At 41.0% G+C, this 13,072-nt stretch carries 11 protein-coding genes; 3 read left to right on the top strand and 8 right to left on the bottom strand.

Going from position 1 to position 13,072, the window contains the following annotated elements; all coding sequences use genetic code 11:
• Window positions 1-295: 295 nt before the first annotated feature.
• Together N1I86_RS01395 and glsA are read right to left on the bottom strand one after the other, a co-directional pair.
• Entirely contained in the window at window positions 296-1,390 is a 1,095-nt protein-coding gene (locus tag N1I86_RS01395) for an NAD(P)H-dependent flavin oxidoreductase (protein WP_341097217.1), read from the bottom strand.
• A gap of 907 nt (window positions 1,391-2,297) precedes the next feature.
• Window positions 2,298-3,227, bottom strand: coding sequence for a glutaminase A (gene glsA / locus N1I86_RS01400; protein ID WP_270583657.1), 930 nt, complete (start codon window positions 3,225-3,227; stop codon window positions 2,298-2,300).
• A 283-nt stretch (window positions 3,228-3,510) separates the two neighbouring features.
• On the opposite strand from glsA, the gene N1I86_RS01405 reads away from it, so the two are divergent.
• Window positions 3,511-3,807, top strand: coding sequence for a hypothetical protein (locus N1I86_RS01405; RefSeq protein ID WP_341094594.1), 297 nt, complete (start codon window positions 3,511-3,513; stop codon window positions 3,805-3,807).
• 185 nt (window positions 3,808-3,992) lie between these two features.
• Here the strand turns inward: N1I86_RS01405 and N1I86_RS01410 are convergent, their stop codons facing one another.
• The 6 genes from N1I86_RS01410 to N1I86_RS01435 form a co-directional block, all read right to left on the bottom strand.
• Window positions 3,993-4,826, bottom strand: coding sequence for a pirin family protein (locus N1I86_RS01410; protein WP_341094595.1), 834 nt, complete (start codon window positions 4,824-4,826; stop codon window positions 3,993-3,995).
• A gap of 205 nt (window positions 4,827-5,031) precedes the next feature.
• Window positions 5,032-5,796 (bottom strand): exodeoxyribonuclease III, encoded by a 765-nt coding sequence (locus N1I86_RS01415; RefSeq protein WP_341094596.1) that lies wholly within the window; start codon window positions 5,794-5,796, stop codon window positions 5,032-5,034.
• A 330-nt stretch (window positions 5,797-6,126) separates the two neighbouring features.
• Entirely contained in the window at window positions 6,127-6,555 is a 429-nt protein-coding gene (locus N1I86_RS01420; protein WP_003352805.1) for a cell wall hydrolase, read from the bottom strand.
• Window positions 6,556-7,072: 517 nt separating this feature from the next.
• Window positions 7,073-7,858, bottom strand: a complete 786-nt coding sequence (locus tag N1I86_RS01425; RefSeq protein ID WP_327798077.1) for a formate/nitrite transporter family protein — start codon at window positions 7,856-7,858, stop codon at window positions 7,073-7,075.
• Window positions 7,859-8,130: 272 nt separating this feature from the next.
• Complete coding sequence (gene fdhD, locus N1I86_RS01430; RefSeq protein WP_327802990.1) at window positions 8,131-8,931, bottom strand: formate dehydrogenase accessory sulfurtransferase FdhD; 801 nt, start codon at window positions 8,929-8,931, stop codon at window positions 8,131-8,133.
• Window positions 8,932-8,948: 17 nt separating this feature from the next.
• Complete coding sequence (locus N1I86_RS01435) at window positions 8,949-9,293, bottom strand: DUF2294 domain-containing protein (RefSeq protein ID WP_270583661.1); 345 nt, start codon at window positions 9,291-9,293, stop codon at window positions 8,949-8,951.
• 333 nt (window positions 9,294-9,626) lie between these two features.
• Between N1I86_RS01435 and fdhF the strand changes: the two genes are divergently transcribed.
• Together fdhF and N1I86_RS01445 are read left to right on the top strand one after the other, a co-directional pair.
• Window positions 9,627-12,563, top strand: coding sequence for a formate dehydrogenase subunit alpha (fdhF, locus tag N1I86_RS01440; protein WP_003352798.1), 2,937 nt, complete (start codon window positions 9,627-9,629; stop codon window positions 12,561-12,563).
• Window positions 12,564-12,584: 21 nt separating this feature from the next.
• On the top strand, window positions 12,585-13,070 hold the full coding sequence (locus N1I86_RS01445; protein ID WP_048623247.1) for a DUF1641 domain-containing protein: 486 nt from the start codon (window positions 12,585-12,587) through the stop codon (window positions 13,068-13,070).
• Window positions 13,071-13,072: the final 2 nt, after the last annotated feature.

Here is a 13,072-nt window from a genome sequence, read left to right on the forward strand (position 1 = left end):
ATAATTTTACTAACGTACAAGAAAGACAGGAGAATAAATAGAATGGTTTGGATGGCATACAGGAAAGAAAAAGTTATCGAACCGTGCGTGACTTGGGGCAGATATTTCCTTCATTGCATTGAGGTTGCACAAGCTTCATCATCCGCTCTCTCGTCATCCTCTTTGCGGTGAAAGTTTGAGGCAAGCTTGTGCAACATAACAACCGGCTTCATAACGTAATAACGCCAATTTCACCATCAGCCTCTTTCTTCACATACTGGATCCACATGCTTTGAAAACAAAAATACGAAAACTATTATTCACTATTTACTTTTTGGAACTCTATTAATTTAAGGCTTTTTTCTACTTGATCGACTACCGAACGGATCAGTTCTGCTGCCGTTACATGTTGACTAAGACGTGGATTTTGTCCGCACCAGAGTGACATCCATTCTCTTTTTCCTTGTTTGGCAGCTTCTTTTCGGATGTCTTGAGTGAGGTTATTTTGAATAGGATACGGCGGCAATTCACTCTCATAGTTTTTCATTATCCTTATAAATTCATTGTTCACCCCTCTTGCCGGCTTGCCACTGAAGGCCGACGTGATCGCTGTTTGCTCTTCGCTGCTGTTTAAAATCGCTTTTTTGTGCAGTTCATGAGCTCCGCTTTCCTTGCAGGTCACAAAAGCTGTTCCCATCTGAACGGCTTGCGCTCCTAATATTAGCGATGCCAGCACACCTCTCCCATCCATAATCCCGCCGGCCGCGATCACCGGAATCTTCACCCGATCGGATACTTGCGGTATTAACGCTATGGTTCCAATCATCGCTTGGTCAAAAGATTCCGCAAAACTTCCTCTATGTCCACCCGCTTCACTTCCTTGGACGACAATCATATCCATCCCGGCGTCTTCATTTTGTATGGCTTCGTTTACGGTTGTAGCCGTTCCGATTACCACAATATCGTTTTGTTTTAATTGCTCGATCACATTTCTCGGCGGGATGCCAAATGTAAAGCTTGCGACGGGAATTTTGTTTTTTATAACAATTTGAATCTGTTCATCAAAAGCAGAGTTGTTCAGTATCGGATCTTCTTTTTTCTTTTCGACCCCCAACTTTTGGCGAATGGGTTCCAACAATTGATTTGCTCTTTCTATTTCCTCTTGAACAACAACCGGATTTTCAGGGACGAACAAATTCACCCCAAATGGTTGGTCAGTCCACTCCTTTACTTTTTGAATGGATGATTCCAAATCTTTCGGAGTCATATAACCGGCCCCGATCATCCCCAAACCTCCTGCATTCGATACAGCCGCAACCAATTCAGGCGTAGTAATTCCGCCAGCCATCCCCGCTTGAATGATGGGATACTTTAACGATAATCTTTTCGTCACTTCCGTTTCATGCCACATCATGATAAACCTTCTTTCTTTATGAATATACTGACTTTTCTTTATATTAAGTTTATTATTTGCCATCCGCTATGTAAATACAAAAGCCATCGGATGAAAATAGTAAACAAACCGGAAGAAATACGATCGAACAAAAATCTAAATGATTTCAGAAATTCAACGGCGTAAATCTTTTCTCAGGCAAATCTTTTACTCATAATGGAACTGAAGATCGATAAAATTGTTTCAATTTGATGGATTTTGCAACATAGTGATTGTGAAAATACGAAAGTCTTATATAATAATAGTAGCAAGATGTTTTGACCAATTGTTTTTCAAAACAAAAAACAGCGGGAATAATAAAAAGTTCCCTACTTAAGTAGGGATGATGATCTTTTACGATTCAAAGCAACGAATTTTAGATGGATAACAGCCACACGTGAGAAAAGGAATCATACATTTACAAATCAATAGCGCAGTTCTTCATTTTTCTTTGAATGGCTGCTCCTTTCAACCTTCATTCGTTGCCCTTATCATTGGAATTTGAAGAAAGGAGAGAATGACCGTGTATTTTGCTCTTATGACTTTGTTGTATATTGCCTCGGTTGTAATACTATTTGTCGGGGGATATCAAATTATCAAACATGAAGAAAAATAAAAACGCCACCATTGCGTTTGAGTTTTCCCCTCTTCTTTTTTCTCTTTCTGTTTGATGGAAGAGGGGGAATTGCTTTAAGAACCGAACCTTCTTTTATCTTTTCATTTCATTTATAACCATCTTTCGGTCGAAAAACTTATCACAGTCACAGGTGAAATGTTGCTGCTTCTAAATAATTCGCCGTTTTGCGATCACAAAAGAAAAGCGGGTTGTTTGACCGTTTCTCTCCTTTTTTGAGTATCTGCTCGAAATGACGCGAATAGGAGAGTGTTAGAACATACTCCAAGAATACTTCTTAGACAGCATTTCCAACAATTTCACTCCCGCGATGCTGTTTCCTTTACGATCTAAAGCCGGGCCGAATACTCCGATTCCCAATCGATTAGGCACCGCTCCCATAATTCCGCCCGAAACCCCGCTTTTTGCCGGAATCCCTACTTTAGAAGCAAATTCACCGGAAGCGTTATACATACCGCATGTTACCATAAACGTTTTGCAAAGTCTCGCTATATCGGCCGGCAGGAGTCTTTTTCCAGTCATTGGTTCTACCCCGTCCATCGCGAAAACAACCCCTATTCTGGCCAAGTCAAAACAATCTAATTCAATAGCGCACTGTTTTGTATAAAGACAGATCAGTTCTTCCACATCTTCTGTGATAATTCCATCCTGCTTCATGTAATAGCAAAGAGAACGATTGATAAAAGAAGTTTCAAACTCCGATTTCGCCACTTCTTGAGAATAAGTAATTTTTGAATTTCCGGTTAATTCATGTACAAAGTGCAAAATGCGTTGAAATCGTTCTTCGATGTTTTTTCCTTTAATCATATGAGTCACAGCTAAAGCCCCGGCATTAATCATCGGATTTAAAGGTTTGGATGGGTTGTTTATTTCCAATTTTAAAATAGAATGGAAAGGATCTCCTGTTGGTTCATATCCGACCTTATGAAACACGGATTCTTCCCCGCAATCCATCAGTGCCAATGCAAGAGTGAGTACTTTCGAAATGCTTTGCAATGTCATTTTTTGTTGTATGTCCCCTGCCGATAGGCACGTTCCGTCGGGGTAGTATATAGTGGCTGATAAGTCATGAGGATTCGCTTTTTTTAAAGCGGGAATATAATCAGCTACCGTACCGTATTTTGTATAATGTTTCGCTTCCAATAATAATTCATTTAACTCCTCGCTTGATTGACAAGACAATGTTCATCACCCGCTTTATCATTTGAATCTTAAAGAAGAGACACATCAGTTCTAGTATAGGTCAAAAGGAGAATCTCTAATCTTGTATCTTCAAACCGTTTTTTATCAATGCATCAGATCTTGTTGCAATCTTTTTGCTATCTAATACATACGACATCATTTCGAAACTTCTTTTATTAAGATAGCGCAAAGGTTTATGGAAAAGGGTGATGGGGTCTGCATGGCTAATGGTTCTTTGGATATACTTCTAAGGAGGCATTTTATTGAAAAGGGAGGAATTCAGTTGGCAAAAGAAAAGTTTTCAACGAATACGACAACTCCTCATTTTGTCCAAAAAACGATGGAAGAGATTTGGAGTTCGACATGCGGATCGTGGCAAAATTGTAATAACGCGAACATTTCGTCTTTCTTATCTCAATGCTTGGAACACAACATCGATCCACAGTTCTGCTTCGATTGGATTTCCCAACACAGCAATGAAATCCCCAATTGGTCTACTGTTTCGAATACCGCTCGTGAATGGGTCAATCAGCATACTTCTACTGGTTCACCCCTCTCATCTGAGAACGACATTTCTTAAAGGCCGTCACCTGTTGAAGTAGGGATCATCGAATAAGAATAAAAAAAGAAAGGGCAATATGAAAAACCTCTTTCCTCTTGTGAACACTCATCCAAGTTCATTTTTTCATCTGCTTTATAAGACCATAGGGTGAGGAAATGATGCAACCATTCCCTCACTCTTTCAATGCCGGATGACGGAAAAAATCACTGTTGATGAAATTTTCCGTTTTGGAAATCCAATATTGCTTGGCGAATCTCTTCTTGTGTTGTCATCACAAACGGTCCGTACGCTACCACCGGTTCATTGATCGGTTCACCGGCATACAATAACACCCGCATCTTTTCTTTCGCTGTTATTTTAATGATACTATCTGAATCTTCGTTATCCCTAGTTAAAAAGAGCACTTGTCCGGCACGGCCTTCCGTTTCATCCACGCCAAAAAATCCGCTTCCTTCCAAAACATAAAGAAATCCGTTATAGCTGCCCGGAAGATCCTGAACTATGCTAGCTTTCGGTTCCAAGTCGATCTCTACCATCGTGATAGACACATGGTTCAGTGTTTTTGCTTTTACACCTTGAGAAGAGCCTGAAAAAACACGTATGACGGCCCCCTCCTCTTTCCGTACCGGTACGCTTTCTCTTTTCAAGTTTTGATAACGCGGTTCAGTCATTTTCTTTGTTTTTGGCAAATTAATCCATAGCTGCAAGCTGTGAACGGTGGAACCAGGCGCCGGATCTTCTTTATGAATAACCCCTCTTCCTGCCGTCATCCATTGAACATCTCCTGCTTCCAATTTTCCTTTACCCGCTTGATTATCTTCATGTTCTAATGTTCCGTCGATCACATATGTCACTGTTTCAATGCCGCGGTGAGGGTGAAAATCAAAAGCTCCTTTTTGGAAAACATCTTCCATCAACATCAAAAATGGATCATATTCTTTCCAATTTCCTGGTTCTAATACATATCCATTTTGATGGATGGGACTGTTTTGTTTTAAGTTTACTGATTGAATACGGCGAATGCCTCGTTCATTCATCGTTGACCCCTCCTAATGTCAAAATTGAATCTAACCGATATTGAACGGTTTGAATAAATCTATCCACCTAGGATATTTTTTTGGCGAATTTCAAAACGCATGAATACACGGGACAAATCATCAAGCTCCGAATCGCCGCGATTTATCATTCTCTCTACGGTTCTTTTATTTCCATTGCAAAATGCAGTACTTGCATTGCATCCTTTTATAATTTCGAGAAATCAATCTCCAAGACAATCGGACAATGATCGCTCCCCATCACATGAGAGTGAATATCAGCCGTTTTTAAAAAACTGGATAATCTGTTGGATGCAATAAAATAGTCGATTCGCCAGCCAATATTGCGCTCTCTTGCTTTATTGATATAGGACCACCATGTATAAGCCCCTTCTTTTTCGGGATAAAAATATCGAAACGTATCGATAAAGCCGGCATTCAGCAATTCCGACATTTTCGCCCTTTCTTCTTTTGTAAAACCTGAATTTCCTTGATTGGATTTCGGATTCCTTAAATCGATTTCTTGGTGAGCGACATTGAGATCCCCGCATAAAAGAACAGGCTTGTCCTTATCTAAATCGATGAGATAACTTCGGATTCGATCTTCCCATTCCAAACGATAAGGAAGCCTTGCCAGATCCCTTTGTGAATTAGGGGTGTACACATTCACCAAATAAAACTTTGGAAACTCCAATGTTATTATTCTTCCTTCCGGCTCGTTTTCAACGTCGCCCAGTCCGTAATGAACGGATAAGGGCTCTTCTTTCGTGAATACAGCGGTACCGGAATACCCCTTCTTCTCTGCATAATTCCAATATTGATGGTAGCCTTTTAAATCCAATTCAATTTGTCCGGATTGCAATTTCGTCTCTTGAACACAAAAGATATCCGCATCCACTTCTTGAAAATAATCGAGAAATCCCTTGCGGACACAAGCCCGAAGGCCGTTTACATTCCACGATACAAGTTTCATCAGCTGATCCTCTTCTCCTCACTTGTGAATGTTTCGATTAAATCATCACTTTCTCTACTATACTACTACGAAAATAAGCAATTCACACCCATTTAGCCTTTAACAAGTGGAATCATCTTAAAGTGAAAATGGTTCAAAAAACCGTTATTCGTGAATATAGGAATTTTCTTGATTGCTGAAGGTTGTAAGGTTTCATTCAAAGAATAAGTAATTTTTCCGAATCCTAACAAAAACCGTCCAAAGAGAGGACGGCTTTTTGTCATTCTAATCGTTAAGATTTTTTCGATTGGCGCTACGGTGTGTGGGGTTATTTCTCTTTCCACCCGCGTATTAAAATGTTAAATAAACATTTAAGCATTCTTCTGCTGTTGGCTGATAGAAACAGTGCAATTTGTAGCGGCCTGCCAACGGCTGATTGTACCAACGCGGAGGACAATCGCCCTCTGGCCGAAAATACCATAAACTGAATTTTGCCGGCCAGTGCCTTTCTCCATTTATCACCCTTCTTGCTAAACGCTTTTCTTTTTCTCTCGCTCTTTGATAAAAGTATCCATATAAAACGGCTTCGAAAGCATGTGGTTGAAATACCATTTGCGGAATGGTTCGAATTCCTACGAAATCTGAACAATTGGCCCTAATGCGATTGATGCCTACATTCCCCACACACAACATTCCGTAATCGCCTTCGCCTTCTGCCTCAGCTCTGATCAATCTCGCTAAAAGGGCGACGTCCGATTCTCTCGCCTTTACAACGGCCATATTGCCACCTCCCAATTCGTCTCCTTTATCATATTGCGTGATTCCATGAAAGATGACGATGCAATTAGAAAAACCTTTAAAATGGCCTTGTTGGAGCTGAAACAATATTTGGTGATCGGCTAGTTTAGAAGATGGATACAGTGAACGAAATACGCACCAACACTAATCAAAAAATTCATTTCAAAAATGGTTCTTTTTCATGCGCCATCTTTGTCTTGTTTCCGTAAGAACAAAGAGTTTTCATTCCGCTTAAAAATAAACAATGAGACATGATTGGACCTTGATTATTAGGAAACCGTCCTTTTTACTCGTCAAAGGCAAGAAAGGGCTATGATCGGCTCATGAAGCCAATGCCGGCATCAGAAACATTGGAATATTCTGTTTGATAGTGAGATGACATATAGTGTATAGGAAGAAAAAAGGTTCATTCTAGTCAGAAACATTTACATTAGCCTCAAAGAGAAGAAAGATAAAAAAGGCAGGACATAAAACGTCCTGCCTTTTTTAACCATTATTCTTATTCCCCCGCAGCTTTGTTTTGTTTTTGATAAGCAAGGAAATAAGCAAGTCCAACAAAGATAGCTCCACCTATGATGTTGCCAATCAAGGTTGGAATAATATTTCTAATAAAATCAGCCCATGAAAAATGTCCCGCAAAAATGGCAGCCGGAATCACAAACATATTGGCGACCACGTGTTGAAATCCAATAGCCACAAAAGCCATAATTGGAAACCAAATTCCGAGTATTTTTCCAGCAAAATCATCAGCCCCGTAAGAAAGCCAAACGGCCAGGCAAACCAGCCAGTTACAGCCAATTCCAGAGACAAGAGTTTGCCAAAAAGTTTGATCTAATTTTCCTTGCGCAATAGACACTGTTTTATCCAAAAACGTTCCCGTTTCCGTTAGACCCACAACATGTCCAAAGAAATAAGCAACAAAAATGGCTCCTATAAAATTCATAATGGTAATGACAATCCAGTTAGCGATTAATTTCGGAACGGTCACTTTGCCCGCATAGACAGCCATAGCAACGGACATAATATTACCCGTTAACAATTCAGATCCAGCCAATAATACTAAAATAAGTCCCAACGGAAACACCGCGGCGCCTAAAAAATTGCCAAAACTTCCCCACTCTGGCGGCAGATCCCCGGTGACCCGAATATCAAGCAAATAACCAAGTGCGATAAAAGCACCGCCGAAAAATCCCAAAATCAATAGTGCCGGCAAGGATTCTTTTGTTTTTTTCACCCCCGCGTCGATCGCTATACTTGCAATTTTGTCCGGCTTGTAAAACGCCATCCCCATCATCCCTTTCTTCAAAAAATATCAACAACCACACAACCCTTCACCCCATGCAAAGGGCAAGATGGCTGCTTCCTTTACCATACCAAGACAAGATATTACAAAACATGTACACCATATCCATATTTACCTATATTTTTATGGTTCATGAAAACGATGGTAATTATAACAAAACAGATGGCAGCATGCAAACTCTTTTGAAAATGAGAGTCAAAAGCCGACCTCCCCGTTCTGTCTCTCGAAACTTACACGGAATGAAATCGATATGCCTATTTTTCCAGATCGATGATGCGTTCTGGATGGGTATAAACATTAAGCGAACGATTGCGAATAAAACCGACTGCCGTAATTCCCAAATCCTCCGCTAGCTGAAGCGCTAATTCCGTAGGTGCTGATTTGGATAAAATGACTTCGCAGCCAATTTTCGCTACTTTAAGCAAGATTTCCGAAGAAATCCGTCCGCTAAATACGATGATTTTATCTCCTATTGGAATACTATGTTTTAGGCAATAGCCATATATTTTATCCAACGCATTGTGGCGCCCGATGTCCATTCGACTTAATATTATTTGATGAACATCACATAGCGCCGCATTATGAACGCCGCCGGTTTCGCGAAACGTTTCAGCTGATTCCTGCATGGTATTCATCAATCGAAAACAATCGTCTATGGACACTTTGACTCGAATATCCTTCATTTTTTTGGCCGTTAAAGCATCGTTGACGAATACGAAACCTTGTCTGCTCACTCCGCAGCATGAAGTGATATATCGCTTGTTTTGAAAATTTCGGTAATAAGGGTTGATATTCTCCGTCTTGACATGGACAAATCCTTCTTTCTCCTGCACCCATATATCTTGGATATCCTCATATCGACGTATCACCCCTTCTGAAGCTAAAAATCCTATGACCATATCTTCTATAAATTCCGGAGTGCATACCATCGTCACAAATTCTTGTCCGTTTACTTTCACTGTCACCGGGAATTCTGTTACGACTTTGTCTTCTTTTTCTTCTACACAACCGTTCTCAAAACGAAAAATGTTTCGGCTCACTTCGATCGGCTTCATGATCCGATCCTCCTTTTTCAAGTAATGTTTTGATCAAAAATAAAGACCGAAACTGCTATATCCTCTTCCACTTTGATATCAGAAAATAAGTACAAAAGCTTAGCTCCTATCACTTCTTCCATACCATCAGGAGGATGAATCGAATATAATTCCTGAATCATTCTTGTCCTCGCCGTATGGACCATTTCTTTTCCTTCCGGCGTGTTGGCGATAAATTTTTCCGTTGGCGTCAAATTGCCGTACAATGTGGAGACCGCCATATTCTCCACAAACACCGTATGAATTCTCTCCGGCCCTTTCCCAAACAGCTCTTTACGAAGTTTGCGGATAATATCATTGAATTCGTGTATCTTTTTAGACATCCCTTCCCCTTCTTTCATGAAATTCCATAAATTTTACATGTCCTATCATAAAACATCCCTTTCAAAAAGAAAAGCTAGCTAGCTTGGAAAAAGAATTAGAAAATGGAAGTTTCATTGTAAAGTATTGTCTATTTTTCAAATTAGCACTATAATAACAGTTGAATTTAAAGATGGAATCATAACAAGGTCTGTTATGATTCTATCGACTCACATATCAATGGATGGTCTGTTAGCAAGTTCTGCTAATAAACTAATCCACCATGAAAGCGGCTTGTCAGTAGGCGTTGCTTTTCATGGTGGATTTTTTTGTGTTTGAAAAAAGGAGGTAACAAGATGGATAATCAAATGATCCACGTCACGATTAACGGTCAGATATTTGAGGCCGATCCGGGATCAACCATATTAGAAATCATCAATGCCAACGGGATTGAACATCCTCAAATATGCTATGTGCCGGAAGTGGATCCTATTCAAACGTGCGACACCTGTATCGTCGAAGCGGATGGAAAGCTTGTACGTTCTTGCTCGACACCTGCTGTGGACGGCATGAATATTGAACTATCATCCAATCGTGCCAAAGAGGCGCAAACTGAAGCAATGGACCGTCTTTTAGAAAATCACTTGTTATACTGCACAGTTTGTGATAACAATAACGGAAACTGCAAACTGCATAATACGGCCGAACTAATGGGAATTGAGCATCAAAAATATCCGTACCGACCAAAAGTGGATAAATCCGAAGTAGATATGTCCCACCCGTTTTATCGTTATGACCCTAATCAATGTATTGCTTGCGGTCAATGCGTAGAGGTCTGTCAAAACCTTCAAGTGAATGAAACGCTCTCCATCGACTGGGAAGCTGAACGTCCACGAGTCATTTGGGATGACGGCGTACCGATCAATGAATCATCGTGCGTCGGCTGCGGCCAATGTGTTACCATCTGCCCTTGCAACGCCTTAATGGAAAAATCCATGCTGGGCGAAGCTGGATTTATGACGGGGTTGAAAGAAGACATGTTGGAGCCCATGATCGATCTTGTCAAAGAAGTGGAACCTGGATACAGCGGTATTTTCGCTATTTCTGAAGTAGAAGCCGCTATGCGGGAAACCCGAACGAAAAAAACGAAAACGGTTTGTACTTTCTGCGGTGTCGGTTGTACGTTTGAAGTCTGGACGAAAGGACGCAAAATTTTAAAAGTGCAGCCTAGCCACAATGCTCCAGTCAACGCCATTTCTACATGCGTAAAAGGAAAATTCGGCTGGGATTTTGTCAACTCCGAAGATCGGTTGACCAAACCATTAATCCGTAAAAACGGTGAATTTGTGGAATCCACTTGGGAAGAAGCTCTTGATTTAGTAGCAAGCCGACTGGGATCGATCAAACAACAATATGGTTCAGGAGCTTTAGGTTTCATCTCATCTTCCAAAACCACTAATGAAGAAAACTATCTCATGCAAAAATTGGCCCGGCAAGTATTTGAAACAAACAATGTGGATAACTGTTCCCGCTACTGTCAATCCCCTGCAACAGACGGTTTGTTCAGAACTGTTGGGATGGGAGGCGACTCTGGAACGATTAAAGACATCGCAAAAGCAGGACTTGTTATTATTGTCGGAGCCAACCCAGCAGAAGGGCATCCGGTGCTTGCGACTCGCGTAAAACGTGCTCATAAGCTCCACGGACAAAAGCTGATTGTAGCTGATCTCCGTAAAAATGAAATGGCAGAACGCGCAGACATTTTTATCAGTCCAAAACAAGGCACAGACCAAGTATGGTTGATGGCCGTTACGAAATATATCATTGATCAAGGTTGGCATGACCAAGCGTTTATTGATGAAAACGTTAAATATTTTGATGAATTTAAAGAACTGCTTGAAAAATATACGCTTGAATACGCAGAAGAAATCACAGGCATTTCAAAAGAAACGCTCATTCAAGTGGCACAAATGATTCATGAAGCGGACGGTACTTGTATTTTATGGGGTATGGGAGTTACCCAAAACGTAGGAGGTTCTGAAACGTCTGCAGCCATCTCCAATTTGTTGCTCGCCACCGGAAACTACCGCCGTCCTGGTGCCGGCGCCTATCCTCTCCGCGGTCATAACAATGTTCAAGGAGCTTGCGATATGGGAAGCCTTCCTGGCTGGCTGCCTGGATATCAACATATTACCGATGATGTGGCTCGTGCAAAGTTTGAAAAAGCGTACGGCGTTAAAATTGATGGTAAACCAGGACTTGACAATATCCAAATGCTTCATGCAATCGAAGAAGGCAAATTGAAAGGCATGTACATTGTTGGCGAAGACATGGCTCTTGTCGACTCCAACGCCAATTATGTTCATGAAATGCTTTCAAAGCTTGATTTCTTAGTTGTTCAAGATATCTTTCTTTCAAGAACGGCTCAATATGCGGACGTTGTTTTGCCGGGAGCTCCTTCTCTTGAAAAAGATGGAACGTTTACCAATACTGAACGTCGTGTTCAAAGATTATATCAAGCACTTCCTACACTGGGAGACTCAAAACCGGATTGGTGGATTATTCAAGAAATTGCCAATCGTTTAGGAGCCGGTTGGAATTACAGTCACCCAAGCGAAATTTTTGCAGAAATGGCTAGTTTGTCTCCGCTCTTCTCCGGTGCAAGCTATGAAGTTCTGGAAGGCTGGAACAGCTTTTTATGGGGAAGCCTTGACGGCAAAAATACTCCGCTTCTTTACGTTGACGGTTTTAACTTTCCTGATAAAAAAGCGCGTTTTGCCTTGTCTGATTGGGTTCCTCCCGTTGAGTTTCCTGAAGAATACGATCTTCACATCAACAACGGTCGGCTTTTAGAACATTTCCATGAAGGAAACTTGACCAATCGATCCAAAGGTATCCGTTCTAAAGTGCCGGATGTCTTCGTGGAAGTATCGCCTGAATTAGCAAAAGAGCGAGGAATTAAGGACGGATCAATAGTTCGTTTAGTTTCTCCATTTGGAGCGTTGAAATTGCCTGCACTGGTTACCGACCGAGTAAAAGGCAATGAGCTCTTCTTGCCTATGAACTCAACGTCAAAAGAGTCAGCCATTAACTTTTTAACAGGGACAGCGGTCGACGGTCGTACCCATACACCAGCATATAAACAAGCGAAAGTACGGTTGGAAGTATTGGATGTAGATGGGAAGAGTCCGCTGCCGAAAACCAATCCACGCAACAAAAAGCGCCATCCACAAAATGGTGTAGAGGTATATCGCAAGTGGAAGCGGCGTGATTTCGTTCAATTAACAGACTAATAGAAAGGAGGAATTCTAAAAATGGCGGAACCCATTACCTTTATTCGCAAAAAGGAAATGACGAAAGAAGAGCAAATCCAGCAAAAGTTGGATGAACTGAAATCCCTTCTGGCAGATCATGATGATGATTTGACGAATTTGCTTAAGATAATCGGCGAATTGAATCAAGCAGGATTGCTGGAAGCCGCAAATGCTATGCTTCAAGCGCGGGAAAAAATCGCCAAAATTGCTCTTGGTCAAGTATCGCGTGAACCGGTAACTAATTTGATCAACAACTTAATGGGTGCAGCAGGTGCCGTTTCCAATATAGATCCCGACTTCACCGCAAAACTAATGAATAGCATCACGAACGGTATAAAGGAAGGAAATCATCATCTGCAAAACGGCGATAAAGTAAAATTCCGAGATTTATTGAAAGTCCTGAACGATCCGGATATTAATCGTGCGATTGGCTTTGGGCTCCACTTTCTAAAAGGAATGGGGCAAGGATTAAAAGAAAATGGATGACA

It is taken from the genome of Bacillus sp. FSL W8-0116 (genome assembly GCF_038003825.1).
GTDB lineage: Bacteria > Bacillota > Bacilli > Bacillales > DSM-4216 > Bacillus_O > Bacillus_O smithii.